Genomic DNA, 26,971 nt, shown 5'->3' with positions numbered 1-26,971 from the left:
GCCTTAACTTTTCCCGTAATAAGCCCGATCCAGCTGGTGGCGGTATTCGGGATGGCTCTGGAGAAATTTCGCCACGAAGGGGCAATACACCATCACCAGTTTTTTCTCTTCCGCCGCAAATGCGAACGCGGCCCGCGCCAGGGCGGAGGCTACGCCTTTTCCCGCCATGGTTTCCGGCACCGTGGTATGCATGAATGCAATGTCTTTTTTGTAATAACGGTACGTCAGCTGCGCGATCTCCCCGTTCAAATGCACTTCGAATTGCTGGTTCTCCCGGTTATTCACCACTTCGTACGTCATGTCGCCCATACGGAATATTTAAAATGGTTTCACAGACGGGTCCAGCAGGCGCTGCCATTCGGGATGGCGTTTGAGGTACGCATGCACGAGCGGGCACAACGGTACCAGCGTGTATTGGTTTTCTTCCAGCCAGGCCAGCGTTTTTTCGATGAGCGCCGTGGCTACGCCTCTTCCTTCCAATTCGGCGGGCGCTTCGGTATGGATCAGCCAGATCTTTTTGCCGCTTTCCTTGTAATCGATGAAGGCGGTATGCCCGTCTACGGTCAGCTCAAAGTGATGAATGACCTCATTTTTCACGAGCGGCAGCGGCTGGTATTCTTCTTTCATATTGATCCCGGTTTTGTACCAAATATAAGGATACCGGGCCATACAGTCATTCTCAGTTCGAATCCTGCCGCTGGCCGGTGCCCGGCACGCCTGTGGAAGTATTGGTGCTGTCGGGAAGATCTTCTTTTGTCAGCCCGCCTTCCTGGTCGGTTCCCTCGGGATTGTCTTTTTTGATGCGGTCGCCGGTGGTTGAAGGCTTCGGCCCCGGTTTATTGACCGGCGCTTTTTGTGGGTCCGGTTGTTCGATGGGCTTTTTCATCGTTAAAATTTTAAAAGTTACTGGTATTCTACCTGTTCGCTGGTGTAATAGGTCGTGCGCCCGTTTATTTCCGCATGTTCGATCCGTTTGCCGCCGGGGCTTTTTTCTTTCCCGTGTTTGTGCACTTTCATAAAGTCGCGCACTTCCCCGGCAATAATATCCGGATGATCTTTACTGATCTTTTTCACCGCGTCTTTCAGCACTTTTTTAACGGAGCGCAACAGTTTGGCAGCTGCGTCGGGCGGTATTTGCCCCGCTTTTGAAAACGGCGATATGCGGGCTTCATAGAGGATCTCATCGGCGTACGCATTCCCGATGCCGCGTACTTTATGTTGGTCGGTAAGCAGTTTTTTGATCGCGGCGCGCGAGCCTTCCAGTTGTTGTTTGAGGTAGGCGGACGAAAAGTCCGCAGACAGGGCGTCGGGCACGTTTGTCGGTTCAGGGTCGGGCGTAAGGCGGGCTTTTTTCTGCCAGTCGGTCACGGCCAGCAGCGAACCGTCCGCGAACTGAAGGGAAAACACGGTATGCGGTGGCGGGTCATCGGTGTCCGCCAGCACGAGCTTGCCATGCAGCATCAGGTGAACGCCAAGCTTATGGCCGTTTTTAAAGAGAAACCGCAGTTCCTTGCCTTCGCGGTACACCTTTTGGAGCGGTTGACGCAGGAAATCCTTTTTCCAGGCGCCGGCTTTGGAAATGGCTTTCAGCTTTTTTCCTTTCAGTTTTCGCTGAAGATGTTTGCTGAACACTTCAAGATCGGGTAATTCAGGCATATGACGGCTTTATTCGTACCAAAGGAATATTTCTTCGCCACCGGTTCCGCTTCCAGCTGCGCGATCAGCTCCTGCAGCATTTTCACGAGCCGTTTGCGCTGCGTTTTGGCGGTGGTGCTCCATTTGTTTTTATCCGCGCGTTTGTGCGCCAGCTTGTATTTCCGGCCGGTGAGGGAAGTGGTGTAATCGTTGGCGTTCAGTTTTCGCACGTTCTGATGCGCCATGATGTACCAGTGATATTCCGTGCCCACGGGCACGCCGGAGCCTTCCGGCGCTTTTCCGGCGCGGCGTTTGGTAACGGCGTAAGTGCATTCCCAGAGGTCTGGCGTGATCTTCGTTTCTTTCCACACGCCAGCGTCGTAATTCCATTTATGCGAACGGCCCACGCGCATGCCGGTGTAATGTTGCCCTTCAAATTCCTTAAATTCATTGTACGTTTTGGCGAGGTCCTTTTTCGCTTCTTTTTTCTGGCGGGCGGCCGTTTTAGGCGCCGGTTTGCGGGCAGCGGCCGTCTTTTTCCGGGGCGTCGCCGCTTTTTTCCGCGCAGGTTTCGCCCGCGTTGCAGTGGATGCCATATGTTTCCGTTTAGGGTAACGGCCCCACATACCATGCCAGCGCCATAGCTGTTTTGGAAGCAGCAACAAAACCGGTATCCCGATTGTAATCTTCAAAAGACAAAAAACCGCACGGAATGGATGCATATCAACTCAAACAGCAGGAAATCCTGGAACAATTTTCCACCGACCCCGGCAAAGGGCTCGCCGCCGAAGACGCGCAACGTAGGCTGGAAGAACACGGCCCCAACGAGATCAGCAGCAGCCGGCGCGTTTCGCCGCTGATGATCCTGCTGCACCAGTTCAAAAGCCCCGTGGTATACCTGCTGCTGCTCGCCATGGGCCTTTCCATGTTCTTTAAGGAATGGCTGGACGCAACGGCCATTGCCGTGGTGATACTGCTGAATGCCGTGATCGGTTTTATTATGGAGTTCCAGGCGGAAAGGTCGATGGAAGCCCTGCAGAAAATGACCTCCCAATCCGCCCGCGTGCTGCGCGGCGGCCGCATGCAGGAAATCCCGTCGGCCGGGATCGTTCCCGGAGACATTATGCTGCTGGACGCGGGCGATATGGTGCAGGCAGACGGGCGCATCCTCGAATCCACCGACCTGCAGGCAGACGAATCGGCGCTTACCGGGGAATCTCTGCCGGTGGACAAATCGCCGGGAGAGTTGCCGGCAGACACGCAGCTGGCGGAAAGAACGAACATGGTTTATAAAGGCACTTTCGTGCGCAATGGCAACGGAAAGGTGCTGTGTACCGCCACCGGCATGAAAACCGAGCTGGGGCACATCGCGCATATGGTGGCCGGCGCAAAAAAGGCCGCCACGCCGCTGGAAAAGAAACTCGAAAGTTTCAGCAAACGCCTCATCGGCATCACCGTCGTGATCGTGGTGCTGATATTCGGCGCGGGGCTGTTGAATAAGGAACCGGTGCTGGAAATGCTGAAAACCTCCATCGCGCTGGCGGTGGCGGCGATCCCGGAAGGGCTGCCGGTAGTGGCCACGCTGGCCCTGGCGCGCGGCATGATCCGTATGGCGCGGCAGAACGTGATCGTGAAAAAACTCTCCGCCGTGGAAACGCTCGGCGCCACCACGGTGATCTGTACAGACAAAACGGGCACTCTTACGGAAAACAGGATGGAAGTGACCAACGCGCTGCTGCCCGCGGTGGAATGGCGTAAAAAGGAGGAAAAACCAGAAGAAGAAAGTTTTCACAACCTGCAGCGTGTGGCCGTGCTCTGCAACAACGCCTCCCTCGACGGCGAAAAAGGCATCGGCGACCCCATCGAAGTGAGCCTGCTGAACTTTGTACAGGAAACCGGGGCGGATGTTGCGCAGATAAGGGAAAAATTCCACAAGCTGAAAGAAGCCCCCTTCAATTCCGATACCCGCGTAATGGGCACTTTGCATAAAGGCGAAGAAAAACACCTCGTTTCCGCCAAAGGCGCCATCGAAAACCTGCTGGACATCTGCTCCCATTCCCTCCACGAAGGCGAAACCAAAGAGCTGGCGCAGGAAGAACGCGATAGATGGATGCAGGAAACCGAAAAACTCGCTTCCTCCGGCCTTAAAACACTCGGCTTCGCTTACCGTGAGTTGAACGGCGAAACGGCCGAGTTCATGGAAAACCTCGTTTTCCTCGGCATCGCCGGCCTGATGGACCCGCCCCGCCAGGGCGTGCAGGAAGTGATCGACGAATGCCACGGCGCAGGCATCCGGGTGATCATGCTCACGGGCGACCATCCCGCCACCGCCGCGCATATCGCTTACGAGCTGGGCATCAGCGAAAACGAACAGGACGTGATCACCGGCAAACAGCTGGAAGGGGAAAACGATGCCTGGGCAACACGCTCCGTGTTTGCGCGCGTAAGCCCGAAGCAGAAACTCGATCTCGTGAATGCGCTGCAAAGCGATCACCAGATCGTAGCCATGACCGGCGACGGCGTGAACGACGCGCCCGCGCTGAAAAAGGCGGACATCGGCATTGCCATGGGCATCCGCGGCACGCAGGTATCCCAGGAAGTGGCGGATATGGTGCTGAAAGACGATGCTTTCGAATCCATTGTAACGGCGGTGCGCCAGGGCCGGGTGATCTTTACGAATATCAAACGGTTCATCGTTTTCCTGCTGTCGTGCAACCTCAGCGAATTGCTCGTGATCGGGCTGGTAGCCACGGCGGGGCTGCCGTTCCAGCTGGCGGCCATCCAGATCCTGTTCATCAACCTCATTACAGACGTGTTCCCGGCCATGGCGCTAGGTTTTACGGAAGGAGACGACACCGTGATGCAGCAAAAACCGCTGGACCCGCGCAAACCTATCATCGGCAAAAAAGCCTGGGGCATGATCTGGTTCTATGCGGCGGTGATCGGCGGAAGCGCCCTGGGTGCGGCTTTTACGGCGGAACATTTCCGGGAGGGCGAAGTGGACGTACATGCGGCGAACAACGTGATGTTTTACACGCTCATTCTTTCCCAGCTGCTGCACGCGCTGAATATGAACGAAGGAAAGGAAAAGTTCCTCGGCGGCCCGCTGATGCGCAATCCTTACCTGGTCGGGTCGATCGTGCTGAGCGCGGCGGTTACGTTGTTGTGCCTGTTTATTCCGCCGGTAAAAGAAGCGCTGCGGCTTGAAATGATGCCGCGGCTGGATTGGCTGCTGGTGGCTGGCTTCAGCGTGGCGGGCATGCTCGTGATCAGGCTGGGCGCGGCGGTCTTCGGGCGGCGCGATTAAAAAGACCGTCATTTTCCATGCAGTAAAAAGCCGTTTCCATTAAGCGAAACCCGGCAACCGTTAATTCAACCCGGCTTTACTGCCGTTATTTTACCAACTTTACCCCCAAAGCAGAGGAGAGGTTTATGATCTTAGGATGGATAACAGGAATCACAGGGATCGTTGTTGCCATATGGGGCTACCGCCTATACCGCCAAAAAGAGCAGCTGGCCGCCCGGCTGGCGGCGCAGGAACGGGAGGTGCAACACCAGCAGGAACAGCTATCCCAATTGAACAGCCTGTTGAAAATGAAGATATTGCAGGCAAGGCTTAACCCGCACTTCCTGTTCAATTCCCTGAATGCGATTCAGTACTTTATCAGTGCGGACGACCGGAAGACATCCCTGCAGTATGTCAGCCGTTTTTCCGCGTTCCTCCGCAAAATGGTGCATTATGGCGACGAGATCTCCATCCATTTGCAGGACGAGGCTGAGCTGATCAGGGATTACCTGGTGCTGGAGCAATTCCGCTTCCCCGACCGTTTCGAATACGACATCGACCTGCCGGAAGCGCTTTGCCTGGAAGATATTCCGCCGTTCCTCACGCACGGCCTGCTCGAGGAAGCATTGTATAAAGGCGTGCTGCATCTTGGAAAAGAAGAAAAGGGGAAGATCTCCGTGACCTTGCGCGCAAAAGGCGAAACGCTGGAGCTGGAAGTGACGGACAACGGAATGAGCGGCGAGTTTTCGCCGGGCATGGACGAAGGCGAGCGCGCCGTGCTGTTCAATCACCGCATCGCGCAGTTCAACGCGCTGAACCACCGGCAGATACAACTGGAGCAGCGCAGCGCCGTGCACACCGGCAACGGCCGCCTGAACCGCGCCATGATCACTATACGCTGATGAAATTTTCTTATATTGTTCTCACCTCAAAACCCTAACATGAAAATCAAGGCTTTAATTGTGGAGGATGAAAAGCTGAGCAGGGATTTTTTATCGAACATGGTGCGCGAATACTGCCCGCAGCTGGAGCTGGTGGCGGTAGCGTCCAATGTGGAAGAAGCCCTTCAACGCATCAGCAGCCATTCGCCGCAATTGATCTTCCTCGATATCGAAATGCAGACCGGCACCGGCTTCGACGTGCTGCAACGCGCCGGTCACCATAACTTCCACGTGATCTTCACCACCGCATTCGATCATTACGCCATCCAGGCCATCAAGTTCAGCGCGGTGGACTACCTGCTCAAACCGATCAACCTCGACGAGCTGGAAACCGCCGTGAACAAGGCCGTTAAACAAATGGAAGGCCCGTCCGCGGAAAACAACCGGCTGGAACTGCTGCTCAAAAATCTCAACAGGCCCGCGGGCGAAGATTTTTGCATCAGCCTGTCCACTTCCGAGGGGGTGGACTTTATCCCGTTGTCCGGCATTATCCGCCTCGAAGCCAAAGGCCCTTACACCATTTTTTACCTGAAAGACGGCCGCCAGATCATGGTCAGCAAAAACCTGAAGGAATACGAAATGTCGTTGCAGGAACACGGATTTTTCCGCATCCACAACTCCAATATGATCAACCTGAAAGACGTGAAACGCTGGGTGCGTACGGACGGTGGTTACGCCGTGATGAGCGACGGCGCTATGGTGGCCATTTCCCCGAAAAAGAAAGATGAATTTATGGCGTTGATGACAAAGCGGACGGTGTAAGTTCCCGTAATTCCCTGATCGCCTGCTGGCAAATACGTTTTACTTTTTCCAGTTGCTCCGGCTCCGCGTGTTTTGTTTTCTGCATCTGCGACAGTTCCTCCCCGATATGTTTTTTCAACCCGAAGAAACTCACCGATGTGCTGAGCGTGTGCGCGATTTTGTACACCTGTTCGCTTTTCTGCTGTTTCGCGGCTTTTTGCAGCGCTTCCAGGTCTTTGGGCGCCTGGCGTATGAACGTGCGGATCATGTCTTTGATAAACGCGACATTGTTGCGCGTCTGTTCCTTTAAAAAACCAAGGTCTACCACAGCGGCCTTCCGCTGGTATTGGGCGATCACTGCCAGCAATTCCTGTTCCCTGAAGGGTTTGGGCAGGTAATCGTTCATGCCCGCCGCGATGCATTTTTCCTTTTCGCCGTTAAAAGCATGCGCGGTAATGGCGATGATCGGCATATCCATCTTCAGTTCTTCCCTGATCTTGCGCGTGGTAAGGTAGCCGTCCATGCCGGGTATCTGCAGGTCCATCAGCACAAGGTCCGCCTTTTCTTTCCGCAATGCCGCGATGGCTTTGGTACCGCTGCCGGCGCCGCTTACGGTGAAGCCGTTGTTGGCCAGCATGATGCGCGTCATTTTCTGGTTCAGCACATTGTCTTCCACCACCAGCACATGCATGCCGTTGCCGTGCACGGCCGGCGTCGCGGCCATTTTGGCTTTGCCTCGCCTGGCGGTTTTCGCGAAAGGCAGCCGCACCGTGAACTCGCTTCCTTTGTTCACTTTGCTGGAAATGGAAATGGTGCCGCCCATCAGTTCCACCAGTTCCCGCGTGATGGCCAGCCCCAGGCCGGAACCGCCGTATTTGCGGCTGATGGCCGAATCGGCCTGCGTGAACCTTTCAAAGATGGTTTGTTGTTTGGCCGGCGCTATGCCGATGCCGGTATCGCGGATGCTAAGCTTTACCATCATACCCTGCGCGGTTTCTTCTTCCGCTTCCGCCGTTACGGTAATACCGCCTTTTTCGGTGAACTTGATGGCGTTGCCGATGATGTTGAGCAATATCTGCGTGAGCCGCGCACTGTCTGCCAGCAGCGGTTTCTGCAGCGCTTTATCCGTATCGCAGGAATACATTAATTGTTTATGCCGCAGTTTGGAAGCGAGCATCAGCTCGATGGACTGCAGCAGCTCGGGCAGCACCACCGGCATGGATTCGAAACTGATCTTGCGCGCATCGAGCTTGCTGAGGTCCATGATGTCGTTGATGGTGCTCAGCAGGTTGCTGCCGCTGGCGCAAATGGCTTCGAGGTATTCGGTTTGCCGGGCAGACAATTTCGTTTTTTTCATCAGTTCCGTGAAGCCGAGAATGGCCGTGAGCGGGGTTCGCAGCTCATGGCTCATGTTTGCCACGAAGTCAGACTTCGCGCGGGACGATTCTTCCGCCAGCAGCCGCGCTTTTTCCATTTGTTCTTCCACCGTTTTGCGCAGGAAAAACGTGGGGATCTCGGGCGGCGCTTTTTTGATATGCTGTTTGCGGTGCGTTTTCGCGAAATGCTGAATATGCTCTTCGATGCGGTGAGGCGGGCTCATGATGAAGGTGCATTGTTCGTCGCCCTGGGCGCGGCAGCTTACTTCCACGGCGGTAAGCGGGATGCCGAAACTTTCTTCGCACCAGCCGGAAGAATACCCCGTATTCATGATACACACGGGAAAACGGGAGGCAGCGCCCGAGCGTACCCAGGCGTCTGCTTCAAAGGAAAAAGGATGATGATATATCAGGTAATAATCATCGTCGGGCGTGGGGTTGCTCTCAGGGAGAATGTCCACGAACGCCCAGCCGGTGTATGCAAAGTGCACGGGGCCGGCTGAGAGTTTGGACAAGGGATCGGTAACGCCCATTTTGGCATGAAAAGCCTTGGCGTCGTTCATGCCGATGGCATGGGAAATATCGAACAGGAAATTGCGGCCGATGCTGAAAGCCTCGTCTTCCCCACGGTCTGCATACAGGCTGAGAATACTGTCCAAAAAATCTTTCGACAACGCGGAAGCCCTTATCAGCACATATCTTTCGTTGTTGATCTCGATTGTGCCTTCAGACGGGTTGAGCCGCATGTTTGAAAAATATTCGCGGACGTTTTCCTCCGCCTTCATAAAAAGGCTTTCCATTTCACGGGGCACTTTTACGGAAGGCTTCTGAGTGACGGATGCTGCCGGTTTTTTTGGTTGTTTCATTGGTTACTGGATGATTTCCGCCGGTTGATATACCGGCATCGGTTGGGGTGCCTTCCGGATGGAGGCATTCAGCAAAATACGATAATCTTTCGGGTTAATGGGCTTGAAAAATTCATACGGCAGCCAGCGGGTGGCCTTCGTTTTCAACCCCATGTCCTTCATCAGCATATCGAGATGCATAAAATTAAACGGCGCGATGCAGGTGCCGCTGAACTCGGACGAGATAGGCCGGGCGGTTTTGCGCCATTGGGCCATATAATCGACATCTTTTTGAATCGTTTCTTTTGCTGGCAATTGCAGGGTTCCCTGCGCGTATTTCACCAGCCAGTTCGCGGCAATTTCGGAAGTAAGGGTGGTGAAAAGGCTGGAATTAAAACCGACAAAGCCCAGCTGCGGCACATCGGGATTTACGATGTTGCGGAACAGCCGGAAACCGCCATCTTCCCCTACAATTTTGCTTTTATACGGCTCTTCGAGGAAAGGCATGGACTGGGTGAAGCCCGTGCCGCACACCACCACCTCCGGCGTGATCACCGTGCCGTTTTGCAGGAAAACTTTTTCGCCCTCAAAATGGCTGATCTCTGTTTGCCTCGCCCTGATGGCGCCGGAGCGTACTTTTTCGTAAAAACCTTCCGGGGCCACGCCGAGGCTGCAGCTGATCTGGTCTTCGATGCGGTGTTGCGGCACCATGCCGCAGGCTTTCAGGTTGAACTGTTTTTTCAGCAGCAGCTCCAGGCCGCGCCATTGCGCCCATACCATCGGTTTGCCCGCGCTGTGCAGGAATTTCTGGAAACCGGTTTTATAAGGCGCGTTAAAAAACGCTTCGGAAAAACGGGAGAACAGCAGGTAACGCATATTGATGAGATTGCCGAAATAACGCGGCACTTTCCATTGCGCTTTGCGGAAAAGCAGCTGGCATTCTTTCGCAGTGTCTGCCGCAAGCGTGGCAATGTCCGTCGCGGATTTGGCGAAACCTACAACGGCCACCGATTTGTTTTTCAGCAGGCTGGCATCGGCTACCTGGCTGGTGTGCAACACCTGGCCGGTGAACGTTTCCATGCCTTTGAACGCAGGGATGTGCGGTTTGTGGAAAGTACCGGTGCAAATGGCTACGAAATGGAACCGCAGCGTGTCTGTATAATCTTCGCCGGCATCGTAAATGTCCATTTCCCAGTTATTGTTTTCATAACGCAGCCCGGTAACGGCGGTGTTAAAACGGATGACAGACAGGATGCCGAAATGCCGCGCATAGTCTTCCAGGTATTGCTGTACCTGTTCGCCCGAAGGCCATAAAGGATAATGCGAAGGCATGGGGAAATCGGAAAAAGCGTATTCGTCCCGGGTGGTTTGTGTGGCCACGCCATGATAGCTCCTGCTTTTTTCCCAGACGCCGCCTACCGAAGCGGCCTTTTCGATCACGGTAACGTGAAATCCTTCACGGATAAAGGCTTTCGCCGTGGCCAGGCCGCTCAGGCCCGCGCCGATGATACCTACATGTTTCATAGTGGGTGGGGTTTATGCCGTGAAATTACTTCCCCGGCCCACGCCTCCGCATGCTGAATTAATGTATGCGGCATTTTGGTTAACCCAATTCCGGTTTCCGTTAATTGCGTATTCCCCGCACCCGCTTTCCGCCGCAACTTTACATCGTCAAAACACAATTCCGCGAACAATTAAAAACATAACCCCAATGACACGCAGTAAAGCGCCCATCGCATTTTTACAGGAAGTGATCGCCGCCGGCGGCCCTGAAACGCGCCAGTACGAAACGCTTCACCAGGTATTCGAAGACATTACCACCGCTTACAGGTCCGGCAGCCTCAGTGGCGAAGAGCTCGCCGTGCTGCAGTCGGGCTTCTGCGAAGAAGACGGCAGCATGAAAACCATTCTCGGCCACAGCCGCAGCAAACCGTTCGGTTACGCCGGCGATTTTCTTATCATCGATAAAATATACCGCCAGCAGGTAACGGCAGACGAGCGTTTTGAGAAATGGGACCAGTTCTGGCACGAACAGCCGGCCTGCAAAGCCGTGCGCAACCGCAAAAGTTATTTTATCCGCACCATCCGTGAAATGCTGAAGCGCAAAACGCCGGTGCGCCTGCTGAACGTGGCCAGCGGCCCCGCGAGGGACCTTGCCGAGGCGTACGCCTGCATCGAACCTTCGCTGCTGCAAACGGTATGCGTGGAGGCAGACGGACATGCCATCAATTACGCGAAAGAGCTGAACGAGCGCCATGCCGCACAGATCAGTTTTGTACATAAGAATATTTTCCGTTTTAATACGGACGAACAGTTCGATATGGTATGGAGCGCGGGATTGTTCGATTATTTCGAAGACAAGGTGTTCATCCGCCTGCTGCAAAAGTTCCTGGGCTGGACGAAGCCCGGCGGGGAAGTGATCATCGGGAATTTCGGAGATCATAATCCCACCCGCAATTATATGGAGCTGATCGGCGACTGGTACCTGCACCACCGTTCGGCTGAAGAACTTACGACCATGGCCCTTGAAGCCGGCGCCCGCCGCGAAGCAATAACCGTGAGGCAGGAAGAGGAAGGCGTGAACCTGTTTTTGCATGTGCGGGCCTGAGGGGAGATCGTGTGAATGGCGGAGGTTGCGGGGTAATGCCCGCAACCTTTTTTGTGTGAGCTGGTTTTTCCGCATCGCGTAAATATTTTTCCCGCTTCCGTAAATGCCCGCCTGTATTGTTCCCGAATTTAGCGCTCCGAAATAAAGCCTTTTTCAGGCCGCGGTTCGCTAAACTCACCTATATGAAAAAACATTTTATACTCCTGGTTTGCCTGCTGGGCATGCTGAACATGGCTGTAGTAGCCGAAGACGGCAGCGCGGGCACAGGCGTCATTTCCGGCGTCATCACCACGTCAGACGGGCAGCCGGCCGTATCCGTGGCCGTTGAAGTGGAAGGGCTTCGGAAAAACGCGATCTCCAACGACAAAGGCCACTTCCTCATCAAAAACGTTCCATCCGGCCCCCGCCGCGTGCGTATTTCCCTGCTGGGATACGAAACCGTGATCCGCGAAGTGACCGTGGAAGACGGCGCCACCGCCACCGTGAACATACAGCTGGAAGTGTCGCAAACACAGCTGAAAGAAGTGATCGTGCTGGGCCAGCGTAACCGCATCGCCGATAAAAACTCCGCTTATGTGGCGCGCATGGACCTGGAAAACCTGGAAAACCCGCAGTCGTACTCCGTGGCTACCAAGGAATTGCTGCTGGAGAAAAACGTGCAGGACTACCAGACCGCCGTTCGTTCCATCCCCGGCATCGCGCTGAGCACGGAAAGTTACCAGGGCATCGCGGAAGTAACCATGCGCGGGTTCACTTCCACTCCTTACATCCGTAATGGAATTTATTTTATGAACCTCATATCCGCCGACCCGGTGAACGTGGAGCGCCTGGAAGCCGTGAAAGGCCCCGCAGGCACGTTGTACGGCTCGCAGGGCGTGAGCTACGGCGGGCTGGTCAACAAAGTGACCAAAAAACCGCTCAAACGCCATATGGGAGAAGTTGGGCTGAGCATCGGCTCATACGCTTTCAGCAGGCTCACGGCCGATGTGAACACACCTTTGAATGAAGACCAGAGCGCATTGCTGCGCGTAAACGCCGCGGCCAGCCGCCAGGGCAGTTTCCAGGACGCGGGTTTTCTCCGTTCCTTCATGCTGGCGCCCAGTCTCAGCTACCAGGCAAACGACCGCTTCGAGATCCTGCTGGACGTTGAAGTGAGCAGCATCAACCGCCCCGCGCTGACGTCGTACCCCGTGTATGGCGCGTCGGCCATGGGTTACGACCGGTACGACAAAATTCCGCTGGATTATTTCAAATCATACGGCACCAACCGCGCCGACTATCCGCCCAGCATTACCGCCAACGTTTTCGGCCAGCTCAACTACAAGCTCGGCAAAAACTGGACGCTCAGCACCAATATCGCTTACGCGGATTTCGGGTTCAACAGCGGCACTATCGGGCTGGCATTCGCCGCGCCGGACACGCTCGTGCGCGACCTGTATGATTTTTACTGGGATTACAGCAGCTTCGAGATACAGCCCAATCTTACCGGCGAATTCCATATCGGCAGCGTAAAAAACAGGGTGCTGGCGGGTTTGGATTACCAGAACATCAAAACCGTGGCCACCGGTTATTACCTTGGCGGGGTGGACAAATTCAACTTCACCGATTCCGACCCGCTGTTCCCGGTGAAAACCGTTCGCGCATCGCAGGCGTACAGCGATGTATATTACGAAGCGGACTTCAAACAGAAGGCATACGCAGCGTACATTTCAGACGTGATCAGTTTTACCGGCCGCCTGAACCTGCTGCTGAGCCTGCGGTACGACCGTTATGAAGACGGCGGTTATCAATACCGCGGCGCGCCGGCCGGCCCTACCGGCCCTAGCGACGGGGCTTTTGCGCCGAAACTGGGCGTTGCCTACCAGGTGCTGAAAGATAAAATGACGCTTTTCGCCAACTACATGCAAGGCATCAAATACGTTGCGCCCGACCTGATGGGCAACGTATTCAAACCCGAGAGGGCCAGCCAGCTGGAAGGCGGCGTAAAGATCGACCTTATTAGCGGCAAGCTCAGCTCCACCATCAGTTATTACGACATCGAAGTAAGGGATAAAGTACGCCCCAGCCCCGGCAATCCGAACATTTCCGTGCAGGACGGCACACAGGAAAGCAAGGGCGTAGACGTAGACATCATCGCCAGCCCCGTTGCAGGGCTGAACATCGTGGCGGGTTACGCTTACAACGACAGCAAATTCAAGAAAGACGCGGCAGGCAAGGAAGGCAAACGCCCCTACGGTACGCCGCTCAATTCAGGCAATATCTGGGTGAGCTACACCGTACAACAATCCGCTGTAAAAGGCCTGGGCATTGGTGCGGGCGCGGTGTACAGCGACGAGTATTTCGGAACGGACGACAACGACATCGTGATCCCCGGTTTCGCGGTATTCAACGCTAATTTGTTCTACAACCTGCCCAAATGCAGGATAGCCCTGAGCATGGACAACATCACCGACAAACGTTACTGGAACATTTACGGCACGCCGCAGATGCCCCGCAGGCTGACGGGCTCCGTTACCTTCCGTTTTTAGCATGGTTTCCGATAAAAAAAATCCGGCCTGTTCAATCATGAGCGGGCCGGATTCGTTTATGGGAGAACGTTAGTCCAGCAAACGTTCCACGTCTTTTGATTTGAGATTGTAGCTCATCGCCTGGTAGCGACGGTAGGCGATCGTGCCGGAGTTCAATTCCAGCACGGTCACGAATTTATTGGTGCTGCTGAGTACGTATTCGAAAATAAAAAAAGGTTTCGACCTGTCGCGGGTTTTCAGCATTTCGATCATTTCTGCGTTGGTGGCGTATTGGTGTTTGCCTTTGTAGGCTTTGAAAAATTCCTTTTCCACGAGTTTTTCTTTCCCGGTGAATTTATTGCGGGTATAGATCATGCTGTCCGGTACGAACAGCGTTTCTTTCCGCAGCTGGCTCAGCATTTTCGTGTCGGTTATTTCGTCGTATAGTTTAGGGCGTTTATCTTCTTCCAGGTTTTTCTGCATCCAGCGGAGATAGGCCATGATGTGAGGCAGCCTGAAGTTCCGGTAATTGGCGGAAGCCTGGTCGCGGCCCATGTCCCAGAGGGTTTCCATGTCCGGGTACAGTTCTATCCTGAACAGGTCGCGCACGGGCTGGCCTTTTTTGGTCACTTCCATGAACAGGCCGAGGTAAAGATGTGTGTTGCTTTGTTTTCGCTGACCGGTGCTGAAGTCGACGCGTTCATACCTTTCTCCGCCTACGGTGAGGTAGGCGTATTTCTGCGCGGTGTCTGAACTGTAATCGGGAAGGGCGCGGGCGCTGATGACTTTAACGGGCGTGAGCGTCCAGGCTTCGGGCACCAGTTTTTGGTAATCTTCGATAAAGGCTTCTTCCCGGTCGGGCAGCAGGATAAGCAGCGTTCTTTTTTTGACGGTTTCCAGCCGGTCGTAATAAGCGGAGGCCTGCGTGTGCATGACTAGCAGCAAAATCGGCAGGAGGAAATAACTAACACGGATAAAGTATTTCATAGGTATTTATATATTGTATTAAAACAAATGTAATCAATCCGGCTCAATTTCTTTTTTAAAAATTAGGTAACTTAAAAGTTACGCGTTAAGTTTGTGTAACTTAAAAGTTACGTATTATGGAAAGAGCGATCAGGCATACCTGGTTTTTCCCGCATTCGCCCGAAAGGGTGTGGGAGTACCTCACCAAACCCGAGCTGCTGGCGCAATGGCTGATGGAAAGTAATTTCCGGCCGGAAGTGGGTCACCGGTTCCAGTTTCACACAAAACCCATCGTGAAGTTCAACTTCGACGGGAACATTTACTGCCAGGTGCTGGAACTGGAGCCGAATAAAAAGCTGGTGTACAGCTGGAAAGGCGGCAACGGCAAAGGGGAGGTCTCCCTCGATTCCCTCGTAACCTGGACGCTCGCGGCCAAAAACGGCGGCACGGAGCTGCAGCTGGTGCACAGCGGGTTTAAAGGGTTCAGAAACTTCATGTCCTACATCATTATGAACCAGGGCTGGCTGAAAATTGCAAAACGTTTTTTGAAGAACTTAAATCAATCCGCTCATGTCCCAACCGGCGCTTGACGTGTTCCAGGTGATCGCGGACCCCAGCCGGCGGCAGATCCTGCAGCTGCTGACGAAAAACAGCCTTACGATCAGCTCGCTCGCCGAAAACTTCGACATGAGCCGGCCCGCGGTGTCGAAACACGTTAAAATACTGAACGACGGCGGTTTTATTTCCATCCGCAACATCGGGCGCGAGCGGTATTGTATGCTCCGGCAGGAGGGGTTCAACGACCTCCAGCAATGGATCGGTTATTTCGACAGCTTCTGGGCGTCGAAGCTGAAAAAACTCGAAGCCTTGCTCGACAGCAGGGAGCCGAAAAAATAAAACGCTGTAAAACAGCAGTGGCGGCGGGTTTCGCGGCGTAAAATGTCGTATCTTCAGGAAGACGGGAATTGATTAGTAACCTTTAATACTTCCATGTATGACTTTGCTAAAAAACATCTTCGCCCTCCTGCTCTTCTTCGCCTGCGTTTCCTTCGCGCCTTTCCATCATGGCTGGGCCAATTACGACCAGACCAAAACGCTCGATTACACGGGCACCGTTCAATCGTCTGTTTACGAAAACCCGCATTCCGTCATTAAAATCAACCAGGATAAAAAAAACTGGACGGTGATACTCGCGCCCATGAGCAGGATGCAGGCCCGTGGCGTTTCCGCCGAGATGATCAAAAAAGGCGCTTCGCTGCGCGTGGTGGGTTACCCGCATAAAGAAGTGAAAGATGAAATGCGTGCCGAACGCATCTTCATCGACGGGAAAAAATATGAGCTGCGTTGATGGCAGAATGGCTGCAGTTCCTGGAACATTCCGCTGTTGCGGCGTTTATCCGGCAGTCGCTGTGGCTGTACCCGGTCCTCGAGATCGTTCACATTACGGGAATCGTTTTGCTGGTGGGGCCCGCGCTGATGTTTGACCTTCGTTTGCTGGGATCTTCAAAACACCTGCCTGTAGCGGGCCTGGGAAGTCATTTGCTCACCTGGTCCGTGAGAGGTTTATGGCTCGTGATCCCTTCGGGCATATTGCTTTTTGTCACGAATGCCGGCACGCTCGGCTATGACCCGGTTTTCTGGACAAAAATGAGCCTCCTGGCGCTCGCGGCAGCAAACGCATTGTGGTTCCGGGTGTTGATGAAGCGGGGAAAAGACGGCACGGCCTTTCCGGCGGTTACAAAACTCATCGCAATATTTTCAATCGTATTATGGACGGCCATCATTGCCTGCGGGCGTTTGCTGGCATATTAAAATTGTTGCTTATTTTGTCGGAACAACCTTGTTCAATGGCAAAAAGTAAATTGTCCCCGGAAGCGCAGGTCGCAGAATATCTCGCTCAACTTGATCATCCCCTGAAAAATGTCGTAGAAGCGCTGCGGAAAGTGGTGCTGGCCGCCAGTCCTGAAATTGCCGAACAGGTGAAATGGAAGTCCGCGGCGTTTTATTACAACGGCGAAATGAAAACATTCGACGCGAAGGAATATAAACGCGACATCGTGGTGTTTAACCTCAATAAACAAGAATACGTGCTGCTCGTTTTCCCCACCGGGGCGGCCATAAACGATACTGCCGGCCTCCTCGAAGGCAATTACCCGGACGGAAGAAGGATGGCGAAATTTTCTTCGATTGGAGAAGTAAAAGAGAAAGAAAAAGATCTGCAATCCGTGTTGCAGGCGTGGCTGCGGCAGGTGGAGAAGTAGCGTTTATATTTTCAACGGCATTTGATTATATTGGAGTTTGTTCACGAACCCAAGACCCTGTTATGCACAGATCCATACTGATCCACGTCTTTTTGGGCGGATTGCTGCTCGTTTGCTCCGCAGCATTTTCCCAAACCCGGACTTCCTCCGCCCGGCCCAATATTATTCTCATCATGGCGGACGATCTCGGTTATTCGGACATTGGTTGTTACGGCGGGGAGATCAGGACGCCGAACCTGGACAAACTGGCTGCGGGCGGCCTGCGTTTCAGCAGGTTTTACAACACTTCGCGTTGTTGCCCCACCAGGGCGGCTTTGCTCACCGGTCAATACAATCACAACGCGGGCATCGGCGAAATGACGACCGACCGCCATCGCCCGGGCTACCGCGGCGCATTGGGGCGCGATGTGGTAACGATCGCCGAAGTGCTGAAAGAAGCCGGGTATCGCACGGCCATGTCCGGCAAATGGCATGTGTCCAACACGATCGAAGAGCCCACGCCGCAGGCGCAGCTGGACTGGCTGAACCATAAAACCGACCGGCCGCTGTTCTCACCTATTGATCAATACCCGTTGAACCGCGGTTTTGAAAAATATTTCGGCACGATCTGGGGCGTGGTCGATTTTTTTGATCCTTTCAGCCTGGTGAGCGGAACCGAGCCGGTGAAACAGGTACCGGACGGATATTATCATACAGACGCCATCAACGATACCGCCGCGAAATATGTGCGGGAATTCAGCAAAGGGAAGCAGCCGTTTTTCATCTATGTAGCCCAGAACGCCCCGCACTGGCCGCTTCAGGCAAAACCGGCGGACATTGAAAAATATAAAAATACGTACACACAAGGCTGGGATGCGATCCGGGAAGCGCGGTACGCGAAACTTGTTCAATACGGCCTCATCGATCCGAAAAAAGCGCCGCTTTCCCCGCGCGTGAAAAACGATCTTTCATGGGAAAATAACCCGGACAAAGCATGGGACGCCCGCGCAATGGCCGTGCATGCCGCCATGGTGGACTGTATGGACCAGGGCATCGGCAGGATCGTGGCTGCGCTGAAAGAAACCGGGGAGCTGGATAATACGCTGATCGTTTTCCTCAGCGACAACGGCGCCAGCCCTGAAGATTGTTCCCGCTACGGCAAAGGTTTCGACCGCCCCGGCGAAACGCGCGACGGCAAAGAGATCGTATACCCGAAAGATAAAAAAACAATGCCCGGCCCGCAGACCACATTCGCTTCCATCGGCGAGCGATGGGCCAACGTTGCCAACACGCCGTATCAATACGCCAAGATGGAATCTTACGAAGGCGGCGTGCGCACGCCGATGATCGCGTATTGGCCGGCCGGTATCAAAAACAAAGGGAAGATCGCGCAGCAAACCGGCCATGTAATGGACTTTATGGCGACTTTCATCGAGCTTGCGGGCGCGACATATCCTGCTGAATACAACGGGAACAAAATATTACCGCAGCAGGGGAGAAGTCTTGTGACGGCGTTCAAAGGCGGAAAATCCGGCGGGCACGAATATCTTTTCAACGAACATTTCAACGCGCGTTATGCCCGCTCCCGCGAGTGGAAGCTGGTTTCGCTCACGAAAGATACTACCTGGCGGTTGTACCGCATCACGGAAGACGAAACGGAACTGAACGACCTGGCCGCGCAATATCCCGAAGTGGTGAAAGACCTGCAGGCCAGGTGGCGCCAATGGGCGGCGGAAAACAGGGTGCTGCCGAAGCGGTAACGCGTACCCCGCAATTGCGGAATAAAAAAACGGCCCGGGAAAGGCCGCGCGATCAGTTTGCAGAGGGGTGATGTTAACTGTCAGCCGGTCGTACGACCGTGATGCCGTATACTAGATTTTTCCAGGCGCCTTGCGGAAAAAGCGCGGCCACCTGGTCGAATCGCCGGGCGCTTTCCGGGTCGGCGTTTACCAGGAGATAAATTTTCCCGGTATCCAGGTCTTTCAGGATCAGGCCGTGCTGCGAGGTCACGACCGTTGCGCTTGAGATGTCTGACAAAGCGTCCAGGTCAAAGCCCGGCAATTGCGAAACCAATATCGTGTGACGATCTACGGAGAGCCAGAGCCCTTCCGCATCGGACGTAACCGTAACCTTTCCCTTCAATACATTCCCGTAAACCGCTTTGATTGCCGCGGCGATGTTCGGATCTGTACCGGAAGCGGGCGTGTCGTTATTTTTTTTACAGGCAAAAAGGAATATGGCCGTCAGAACGATGAAGGCCGGACCGGGAAGCCATTTCCGCCATATTTTCGAATTTTCGTGTGTCATTTTTTTGAGTTTAATTTGATTTGAAAATTGAGGTCTGTTTATCTGCAAACTGATACGCGGGCCGGCAAAGCCTCCCGCAGTCACGGGGGGCTTTTTGATGGGATAAATGTAAAACAAATATTCCAAAATGTAAAGTATGCTTTACTTTTTGTCGAATTAACTTGTCTTGTAAGGACTAAGTTGTTGTATATCAATCGTAAAACACCTGGCAGTTATCGCAAAAAAAAGTGCGGCGGTTCGTTTTGCCGAGGTACGCTTTGTGGGCGGGGATATTGCAGCGGGGGCAGATCTTTTTGGTATGGATGAGCCAGTGTTTTTTTAATACGTATGCTTTTTTCCATTCCAGGAACAGGAAGCTGTAATCCACCACGTCTTTCACCAGCTGGCTTCTTTTCCTGGCGGGCAGCTTGCCGACGGGCGTGGCGGGATGCACGCGGATGCGGAACAATACTTCGTTTTTGATGATGTTTCCCGCGCCCGCGAAAATGCGCTGGTCGAGAATGGCGTCGCAAACCAGCGTGCCGGGGATGTTGCGGAGCTTTGCCATCGCTTTCCGGTGCGACCAATCGGGGCTCATTACATCGGCGCTCCAGTCGTATATTTCGTTCAGCGGTTCGTAGAGAATGCGGATGGCGCTGGTGTAGAAGTTTATTTCCTGTTTCCCGAACGAGAGCCGCAACCGCGGCGCCATGTCTTTCCTTTCGTTGATGCGGTAAGTGCCGAACAGCAGGAAATGTACGCGGATGGTGAATTCCGGGAAACAGATCAACAATTCTTTTCCCCAGGTTTTAATGGCCGTTATTTTTTTGCCTTTGATGGCCGGGAGCGGAACGCGTGTATTGCCTTCCACGCCTGTTACTTTTTTGCCCGTAAAAGGGGCAAGCGCTTCTTTTAATATAACGAGTGAGGGGCCTTCTGGCATGATCCTGCGGTGTTGTTTCCTTTAAAGGAGCAAGAACCGCACCGGGGTTATGCACCGGTTTCAGCAGCCATGGCGGGATCGCTGATGCCGTGTTTCCCGGTTCCACACGGCCCGCAAACCGGTGCAGGTAAACGTTTCCCGCGGTAACGGAGAAGTCGTGCCAGTTGCCGCTGCCGGCCAGCTCCCAGGTTTTCTTCGTTTTTTTCCCGGGTGCGAGGTCAACGGTTTGTTCCGCATAGCCGTAGGCGTTGGAAGATGTTTTCAACTGTAACGGGCTGTCGCCGGGATTTTCGAGTTGAACGGCGATGGCGCTTTTTTTATGATCGAATGTGACCGCGGTTTGGGGCTCCTGCTGCAGGATGTTGCCGTTGAACTTATGGAAATGGATTTATTATCAAAATGAAAATTCTTCAATACCGCGCGGTGGAGCGCCCCTTAACGAGCCTCGATTTCAGCACCACGTTCCTTTCCACCGCCAGGGATTTATCTTTTTTGTTGATGAGATTGAACAGCTCGTTGGCGGCGGTTTCGCCGATGTCGAACGCGGGCTGGGTAATGGTGGTGAGGGAAGGGTTGAGCAGGGAAGCGGTCTGGAGGTTGGAGAAACTGATCACTTTGATGTCTTCCGGGATCTTCAGCCGGATCTTTTCGCATACGCGGTAACAGATCACGGCGAGTTTTTCGATGGATGCAAAAATGCCGTCCGGTTTTTCCCTGAGCAGCATTTGTTTCAGGGCTTCGAAAGTTTCTTCGTTATCATTGGTGGATTCCAGTACGAGCGGCGCGGTTTGGAAGGAATGTTTCTTTAGCGCATCGAGATAACCCTGCATGCGGACTTTACCGACCGAAATATTTTTTGGCACCTGCAGGTAAGCGATCTTTTTGCAACCTGCATCGACCAGGTGCCGCGTGGCGATGATGGCGCTTTCATAATTATCGGAAGTGACCTTTACCCCGTGTTGCAGCGTATCGCACACCCGGTCGAACATTACGAGGGGGATGCCTTTTTTTTCCAGCTCTCCCAGGTAATGGCGGTTATTGTTTTCGCTGGACATAGACAATAATACGCCGTCTACCCGGCCGCTGGCAAGCGTTTTAATGAAAGAAACCTCCAGCTCGTGATCGCCGTGGGTAAAATAAAGCAGGATGTGATAGCCTTTGCTTTGGGTGATTTTTTCGATGCCGCTGATGACAAGGGAAAAAAAGTCATTCACCATATCAGGTATCACTACTGCGATCATCTTGGTTTTTTGTCCGCGAAGGCCACTGGCATTGGGGTTAGGTTCATAATTTAACTGTTCTGCCAGGGCGAACACTTTAGCTTTGGTTGCGGCACTTATTTCATGACTATCCCTTAATGCGCGTGATACTGTAGAAATGGCAAGATTCAGCTCTTTAGCCAGGTATTTGATGTCTATCTTGTTCATAAAACTCTCCCAGTCACCTGCTAATATTAGGATTATTAGATCATAAAAACAACTACTGTTTCCCAAATTCACGGAAACGTTTCCGTAAATATCAGCGCATTTATGCAGAAAACCCGTATTCTTTTTATAAGTTAACGGCCCACAGTTTCCACGTTTAGTTTTCCCAGGTCTAAAAAAACAACCAATTATGAAACCAAAAGTACAGCCAATCGTATAGTCGCTCTGCTTTTTAAATCGTCGACAGGGTCAGGGAACCACCCGTACGTCCTTTCCGGAGAAGGATAAGGCAAAACTATGCCTGTGGGGTTCCGCAAAACTTTGTGCATGCCGCGCAGAGCGGGCGTGTTTGTGCCTGATCCAACCCGTTACTATTTATTTACTGAAATCTACGCTATGAAGAAAACACGAACCAGAAAACCGCTTCATTCCGCGCGCGGCCGCAGGTACCAGCCATACCTGAAGGGCGCCGCCGGAGTGTTCTGCTGCCTGTGCCTTTTACTGTCCGGCACAAGCGCCGCAGCAGTCCCGCCGCCTTACCAGGCGCAACGGGCAGACAGTGTGCCCGAAACCAAAAAAGACCCCGTGCCGCAGGTCTACAATCATTTTCAGCCGCGGCACAACGCCAGCGGCGCATTTTCTACCATGTACGGCGCCGCCGTGGAAAATGTTCCGGTGATCAACAACCTGAACAAAATGCAGGGCCTGCTGCCGGGTGTATTTATCATGCAGGACAATGGAGAGCCGGGAGATGAATCCGCCGGCGTGCTGATGCGCGGTAAAAGGACCTTTCGCTCCAACGGCCCGATGATTTTGGTAGACGGTTACGAAAGAAGCATGGACTTTCTCGACCCCAACGAGATCGAATCCATCACCGTGCTGAAAGACGCGGCGGCTACAGCCCAATACGGCCTCCGCGGCGGGAACGGCATCATTCTCGTTACCACCAAAAGAGGGCAGGAAGGCCGCATCCGCATCACCTTCAACGCGCGCACCGGCGTAAAAACGCCCACCACCACGCCGAAGCTGCTGAACTCTTACCAGTATGCCACGCTGTACAACGAGGCCCTCACCAACGACGGCAACGCGCCGAAGTACAGCGACGAAGAGCTGGACAAATACGAAAAGGCGTCCCGCGGCATTTATGAAAGCGAACTCGACCGTTACCTTTACCCGAACATCAACTGGTACGATCAGTATGTCAACAAATCCACCTGGCAGCAGCGTTACAGCGTGAACATCGACGGGGGTAACAAAGTGGCCAGGTATTTCGTATCTGCCGGTTACACCCGCAACAGCGGCCTGTACAAAGTGGACAAAAACGCGAACACCTACAACACGAACGCGGATTTCAGCATGTTCACGCTGCGTTCGAACGTAGACATCCAGGTGAACAAACGTTTTTCCATGACGCTGGACATTGCCGGCCGGCAGGAACAAAGTACCACGCCCGGTTCGCGTACAGACGCTTCGCTGCGCGTGTTCCGTTCGCTGTATAAAACACCGCCCAACGCCTTCCCGGTATTTACGCCGGACGGCACGCTGGGCGGCACCAAAGACTTCACGGGCAATCCTTACGGTTTGCTGAACAACCAGGGTTATTCCCTGTATTACGTTCGCAGCATGTTCGCCACCTTCCGCGCGAAACATGAGCTGGATTTTATCACCAAAGGTCTTTCCATCAAAGCCAACGTGGCGTTCGACAGCTGGTACGACATGATCACCAACCGCAGCAAAAGCTTTAAAGTGTTTGACCTGCGCCAGGCTAACGGCGACGTGGAATATAAGCCCGACGGCAGCATCAGATACGTGGAGACGGGTTCGAATACACAGATGTCTACCGGCGTGGAATATCCTACCACGCAAAGGATCTTCAACACAGACGCGTCCCTCAATTACGACCGTGAGTTCGGCCGCCACGCCGTATCGGCTTATGCAGGCATGGCGCAGCGGATCATTTCCAACGAAAACAACGGCAATATTCCCCGCGCTTACCTCGGGGCTTACGGCAAGGCGACTTACGTGTACAACAAACGGTACATCGCCGAGTTCAACTTCGGTTACCAGGGCTCCGAGCAGTTTCTCCCGGGAAATAAGTTCGGGTTTTTCCCCGCTGCGTCTGTGGCGTGGGTGGCTTCCGAAGAGAATTTCCTGAAGGACAATAAATGGGTCAACTTCCTCAAGCTGCGCGCATCCCACGGGCTGACGGGCAACGACGATATCGGCGGATACTTTGTATGGTACCAGAAATACGCGACTTCCGGCGGCGTGAACTTCGGTTATACTTCCCTCGGTTATAACGGCTGGAACGAATCCGCGTTCGCGCTGAACAACGTGACCTGGGAAAAAGTGAGAAAGACCGACGTAGGCATCGACGCGGTGGTGCTGAACAATAAGCTGCGCTTCAGTTTCGACTGGTTCTATGAAAAGAACACAGACATCATGATACAGCCCGCGCTTCCAAACATCATGGGCATCCGCTTCCCGGACTTCCCGATCGGCGTGATAGAGAACAAAGGTTTTGACGCGGCGCTCGCTTACACCCAGCAGATCGGCAAAGTGGAACTGACGCTTAGCGGCACCGTTACCCACGCAAAAAATAAAGTGCTGGACAGGGGTGAGGAAAAACAGCGTTTCGAATACCAGGCCCGCACCGGCCGCTCGCTGGACGCCATCTTTGGCCTGGAAGCGCTGGGCCTGTTCCGCGACCAGGACGAGATCGACGCAAGCCCCCGGCAATCTTTCGGCGTGGTGAACCCCGGCGACATCAAATATAAAGACCAGAACGGCGACGATGTGATAGACGCTTATGACGAGGTGTATCTCGGCCAGGGCAATTTTCCTTCCATCCAGTACGGAGCGGGGCTGGGCCTGCGTTACAGCGGTTTTGACCTCAACGTATTGTTCACCGGCCAGTCTGGTACCCAACAACTCATGAACGGCGAAGCGATGTACGAGTTCCACGACAACGGCACCGTGCGCGAGCATCACCTGGGCCGTTACAACCCGAACGATCCCGGCAGCTGGAACAATGCCACCTATCCCCGCCTGTCTCTTTCCAACAAAGCCAACAACCAGCGCACTTCCACCTACTGGCTCAAAGACGCGGCCATGGTAAGGCTGAAGACGATGGAACTGGGATATACGCTGCCCGGGCATCTCAGTAAAAAGATCAGGATGGAAAAAGTAAGGGTGTACGTGAACGGTTATAACCTCTTCACCTGGTCCAGCTCAGACCTGATGGACCTGGAAGCGAGATCGACGCATTACGTGCTGTATCCTATCCAGCGGATACTCAACGCCGGCCTCAGCGTTACTTTTTAATCCTGTCAACTGAAACCACAAATCATGAAAAGATCTACTTCAAAATATATCATGGCGGCCCTTGCCGCGGGCGCGATAGCCGGCTGTATGAAGCCGTTGAACGTAGTGCCGGTGGAGTTCAAGTCTGCGGACGACGTGTTTACGGATTCCGCGCGCGCGGAGCTCTTCATCAACAACGCCTACACCGACCTCCCGGCGGACGTTTCGAGCAGTTACAACTGGCTGGACGGGAACGCCATGCTCGCTTCCGCATCGGACGAAGCCACTCACGTGTCTACCAATAAAACGTCTCCTTCCGCCGCCCAGCGCATGAGCGCGGGCAACTGGAACCCATCCAACATGCGTTATTACCGCGCCAGCGACGGCGCCGGGGAAATAGGCTCCTGGCTGAAATGGGGCGGTTATCACGGCAACAGGAAAGCCAATACCGCGCTGACCAATCTTCATAAACTGCCCACCACTTCCAGCGAAAGGTTCAGGAAAAGAATGCGCGGCGAAGCGCTTTTCATCCGCGCCCTTCAGCACTGGTTCCTTTTCCAGAAATGGGGCGGGATACCGATCGTGGACAGGTCTTTCGAAGCCAGCGACAACGTGCTGCTGCCGCGCAATTCCGTGCAGTCGGTGGTGAATTTCATCGTGCAGCAATGCGACGAAGCCATTGCGCTGCTACCGGAAGAGCCTTACACGGAGCCCACGGAAGTAGGCCGTGCGGACCGTGGCGCATGTATGGCGCTGAAGGCGAAAGTACTGTTATACGCCGCCAGCCCGCTTTACAACAGGGCCGGTACCGATTCCCTCACGTCGATGATGAACGCGGACCCCAACCGTTGGGCGCTGGCGGCCAAAGCCGCACAGGACGTAGTGGACCTCAACTGGTATGCGCTGTACAAGCCCTCCACCAACGGTCAGCGTAACTACAAGGAATTTTTCAACGCATGGGGCGCAGGCACCACCAACCGCGAATTTATCTTCGGCCGTTTGAGAGGGCCCAACCGCGATACGGAAAACGACAACTTCCCCGCAGGGTTTACGAACGCCAAAGGCGGCACCTGTCCGTCGCAGGATATGGTGGATGCGTATGAAATGGAAGACGGCACCGTTTTCAGCTGGGCCAATCCCGATCAGGCGAAAGACCCGTATCTGAAAAGAGACCCGCGCTTCTACGCCAGCATCATTTACAACGGCGCGAAGTATGCGAAGTTCGCCAACAAGAGCAACTACACCTTCCAGACCTATACAGGCGGCGACAATGCCACGGGCAACGCCAAAACCGAAACATCCTATTACCTGTACAAGTTCATGGATTATACCAACGTAAACCCCGCGCAGGGCACTGGCACGGCTTACCACAACTGGCATTATTTCCGGTATGCGGAAGTGCTGCTGAACCTGGCCGAAGCCGCCAACGAAGCAGGCGGGCCGGCCTATACCGCGCCTGGCGCCGGCAATCCGCTCAGCGCCGTGGCCGCCCTCGACCTGGTGCGCGACCGCGCCGGGATGCCGGATGTAGCCACCACTTTTTCGAGAAGGGGCATACCGCTGAACCAGGATAACCTGCGCGAGTTCATCCGCAACGAACGCCGCGTGGAACTGGCCTTTGAAGATCACCGGTATTACGATGTGCGCCGCTGGATGATCATAGAACAGCTGCCGAAGTTTATCCGCGGCTGCGTGATCACCAAAAATCCCGACGGCACGTTCAGTTACGACCCGGACGTGCAGGTGGAGAACAAAGTATTTGAGACCAAACATTATTTCTTCCCCATCCCGCAAACGGAGGTGAACCGGAACCCCAATATGAAGCAGAACCCGCAATGGTAAACTGTTCAATGCTTACAATCTAAATCCA

General features: G+C 54.0%; 24 protein-coding genes and 1 pseudogene. 13 read left to right on the top strand and 12 right to left on the bottom strand.

Annotated features, from left to right (window positions below; all coding sequences use genetic code 11):
* Nucleotides 1–3: 3 nt before the first annotated feature.
* Genes J7I43_RS08460 through J7I43_RS08440 form a run of 5 tightly spaced genes read right to left on the bottom strand, consistent with a single transcriptional unit; the run spans nt 4 to nt 2,231 of the window.
* On the bottom strand, nt 4–309 hold the full coding sequence (locus tag J7I43_RS08460) for a GNAT family N-acetyltransferase (protein WP_209145238.1): 306 nt from the start codon (nt 307–309) through the stop codon (nt 4–6).
* A 9-nt stretch (nt 310–318) separates the two neighbouring features.
* Entirely contained in the window at nt 319–627 is a 309-nt protein-coding gene (locus J7I43_RS08455; RefSeq protein WP_209145237.1) for a GNAT family N-acetyltransferase, read from the bottom strand.
* A 52-nt stretch (nt 628–679) separates the two neighbouring features.
* The gene (locus tag J7I43_RS08450; RefSeq protein ID WP_209145236.1) at nt 680–886 is read right to left on the bottom strand and encodes a hypothetical protein; all 207 of its coding nucleotides are present in this window, start codon (nt 884–886) and stop codon (nt 680–682) included.
* A gap of 17 nt (nt 887–903) precedes the next feature.
* Nucleotides 904–1,656 carry an Fpg/Nei family DNA glycosylase gene (locus tag J7I43_RS08445; RefSeq protein WP_209145235.1) on the bottom strand — a complete coding sequence of 251 codons (753 nt, stop codon included), beginning with the start codon at nt 1,654–1,656 and terminating at the stop codon, nt 904–906.
* Complete coding sequence (locus J7I43_RS08440; RefSeq protein WP_209145234.1) at nt 1,602–2,231, bottom strand: hypothetical protein; 630 nt, start codon at nt 2,229–2,231, stop codon at nt 1,602–1,604. Before J7I43_RS08440 ends, J7I43_RS08445 begins: the two co-directional genes overlap by 55 nt.
* A 116-nt stretch (nt 2,232–2,347) precedes the next feature.
* On the opposite strand from J7I43_RS08440, the gene J7I43_RS08435 reads away from it, so the two are divergent.
* The 3 genes from J7I43_RS08435 (at nt 2,348) to J7I43_RS08425 (ending at nt 6,624) form a co-directional block, all read left to right on the top strand.
* Complete coding sequence (locus J7I43_RS08435) at nt 2,348–4,942, top strand: cation-translocating P-type ATPase (protein WP_209145233.1); 2,595 nt, start codon at nt 2,348–2,350, stop codon at nt 4,940–4,942.
* Between the two features lie 125 nt (nt 4,943–5,067).
* A complete protein-coding gene (locus tag J7I43_RS08430; RefSeq protein WP_209145232.1) occupies nt 5,068–5,823 on the top strand; it encodes a histidine kinase in 756 nt (251 codons plus the stop codon).
* Between the two features lie 39 nt (nt 5,824–5,862).
* On the top strand, nt 5,863–6,624 hold the full coding sequence (locus J7I43_RS08425; protein WP_209145231.1) for a LytR/AlgR family response regulator transcription factor: 762 nt from the start codon (nt 5,863–5,865) through the stop codon (nt 6,622–6,624).
* On the opposite strand, the gene J7I43_RS08420 is transcribed toward J7I43_RS08425, so the two are convergent.
* Together J7I43_RS08420 and J7I43_RS08415 are read right to left on the bottom strand one after the other, a co-directional pair.
* Complete coding sequence (locus J7I43_RS08420; protein ID WP_209145230.1) at nt 6,593–8,845, bottom strand: ATP-binding protein; 2,253 nt, start codon at nt 8,843–8,845, stop codon at nt 6,593–6,595. The genes J7I43_RS08425 and J7I43_RS08420 overlap by 32 nt on opposite strands.
* Before the next feature lie 3 nt (nt 8,846–8,848).
* Nucleotides 8,849–10,348, bottom strand: a complete 1,500-nt coding sequence (locus J7I43_RS08415) for a flavin-containing monooxygenase (protein WP_209145229.1) — start codon at nt 10,346–10,348, stop codon at nt 8,849–8,851.
* Between the two features lie 187 nt (nt 10,349–10,535).
* Here J7I43_RS08415 and J7I43_RS08410 point away from each other — a divergent pair, with 187 nt between their 5' ends.
* Together J7I43_RS08410 and J7I43_RS08405 are read left to right on the top strand one after the other, a co-directional pair.
* Nucleotides 10,536–11,432 carry a class I SAM-dependent methyltransferase gene (locus J7I43_RS08410; protein WP_209145228.1) on the top strand — a complete coding sequence of 299 codons (897 nt, stop codon included), beginning with the start codon at nt 10,536–10,538 and terminating at the stop codon, nt 11,430–11,432.
* 182 nt (nt 11,433–11,614) lie between these two features.
* A complete protein-coding gene (locus tag J7I43_RS08405) occupies nt 11,615–13,960 on the top strand; it encodes a TonB-dependent receptor (RefSeq protein WP_209145227.1) in 2,346 nt (781 codons plus the stop codon).
* 69 nt (nt 13,961–14,029) lie between these two features.
* Here J7I43_RS08405 and J7I43_RS08400 read toward each other — a convergent pair whose 3' ends face one another.
* Nucleotides 14,030–14,926 carry a hypothetical protein gene (locus J7I43_RS08400; protein WP_209145225.1) on the bottom strand — a complete coding sequence of 299 codons (897 nt, stop codon included), beginning with the start codon at nt 14,924–14,926 and terminating at the stop codon, nt 14,030–14,032.
* Nucleotides 14,927–15,042: 116 nt separating this feature from the next.
* On the opposite strand from J7I43_RS08400, the gene J7I43_RS08395 reads away from it, so the two are divergent.
* From J7I43_RS08395 to J7I43_RS08370, 6 genes are all read left to right on the top strand, one after another.
* Nucleotides 15,043–15,495: an SRPBCC family protein gene (locus tag J7I43_RS08395; protein ID WP_209145223.1), complete on the top strand. Its 453-nt coding sequence runs from the start codon at nt 15,043–15,045 to the stop codon at nt 15,493–15,495.
* Nucleotides 15,476–15,802 (top strand): ArsR/SmtB family transcription factor, encoded by a 327-nt coding sequence (locus tag J7I43_RS08390; protein ID WP_209145221.1) that lies wholly within the window; start codon nt 15,476–15,478, stop codon nt 15,800–15,802. The genes J7I43_RS08395 and J7I43_RS08390 overlap by 20 nt, the downstream gene beginning before the upstream one ends.
* Nucleotides 15,803–15,899: 97 nt before the next feature.
* Entirely contained in the window at nt 15,900–16,253 is a 354-nt protein-coding gene (locus tag J7I43_RS08385; protein ID WP_209145220.1) for a DUF6152 family protein, read from the top strand.
* Nucleotides 16,253–16,717 carry a DUF6644 family protein gene (locus J7I43_RS08380; RefSeq protein ID WP_209145218.1) on the top strand — a complete coding sequence of 155 codons (465 nt, stop codon included), beginning with the start codon at nt 16,253–16,255 and terminating at the stop codon, nt 16,715–16,717. The genes J7I43_RS08385 and J7I43_RS08380 overlap by 1 nt, the downstream gene beginning before the upstream one ends.
* 35 nt (nt 16,718–16,752) lie before the next feature.
* Complete coding sequence (locus J7I43_RS08375; RefSeq protein ID WP_209145216.1) at nt 16,753–17,166, top strand: DUF1801 domain-containing protein; 414 nt, start codon at nt 16,753–16,755, stop codon at nt 17,164–17,166.
* Nucleotides 17,167–17,228: 62 nt separating this feature from the next.
* Nucleotides 17,229–18,905: an arylsulfatase gene (locus J7I43_RS08370; protein ID WP_209145215.1), complete on the top strand. Its 1,677-nt coding sequence runs from the start codon at nt 17,229–17,231 to the stop codon at nt 18,903–18,905.
* A gap of 73 nt (nt 18,906–18,978) precedes the next feature.
* Here J7I43_RS08370 and J7I43_RS08365 read toward each other — a convergent pair whose 3' ends face one another.
* The 4 genes and pseudogenes from J7I43_RS08365 to J7I43_RS08355 form a co-directional block, all read right to left on the bottom strand.
* A complete protein-coding gene (locus J7I43_RS08365; RefSeq protein ID WP_209145213.1) occupies nt 18,979–19,452 on the bottom strand; it encodes a hypothetical protein in 474 nt (157 codons plus the stop codon).
* A gap of 190 nt (nt 19,453–19,642) precedes the next feature.
* Nucleotides 19,643–20,374: a DNA-formamidopyrimidine glycosylase family protein gene (locus J7I43_RS08360; RefSeq protein WP_209145211.1), complete on the bottom strand. Its 732-nt coding sequence runs from the start codon at nt 20,372–20,374 to the stop codon at nt 19,643–19,645.
* A 118-nt stretch (nt 20,375–20,492) separates the two neighbouring features.
* Nucleotides 20,493–20,732, bottom strand: a pseudogene (locus J7I43_RS25000) (phospholipase domain-containing protein); the annotation flags it as partial.
* 52 nt (nt 20,733–20,784) lie between these two features.
* Nucleotides 20,785–21,801, bottom strand: coding sequence for a LacI family DNA-binding transcriptional regulator (locus J7I43_RS08355; protein WP_209145209.1), 1,017 nt, complete (start codon nt 21,799–21,801; stop codon nt 20,785–20,787).
* 393 nt (nt 21,802–22,194) lie between these two features.
* Between J7I43_RS08355 and J7I43_RS08350 the strand changes: the two genes are divergently transcribed.
* Nucleotides 22,195–25,122, top strand: a complete 2,928-nt coding sequence (locus J7I43_RS08350) for a SusC/RagA family TonB-linked outer membrane protein (RefSeq protein ID WP_209145207.1) — start codon at nt 22,195–22,197, stop codon at nt 25,120–25,122.
* A gap of 24 nt (nt 25,123–25,146) precedes the next feature.
* Nucleotides 25,147–26,943, top strand: coding sequence for a RagB/SusD family nutrient uptake outer membrane protein (locus tag J7I43_RS08345; RefSeq protein WP_209145205.1), 1,797 nt, complete (start codon nt 25,147–25,149; stop codon nt 26,941–26,943).
* Nucleotides 26,944–26,971: the final 28 nt, after the last annotated feature.

Source organism: Chitinophaga chungangae (assembly GCF_017742215.1).
GTDB lineage: Bacteria > Bacteroidota > Bacteroidia > Chitinophagales > Chitinophagaceae > Chitinophaga > Chitinophaga chungangae.
Note: the sequence above shows the minus strand (reverse complement) of the source record. Positions and strands in the feature narration are given on the sequence as shown.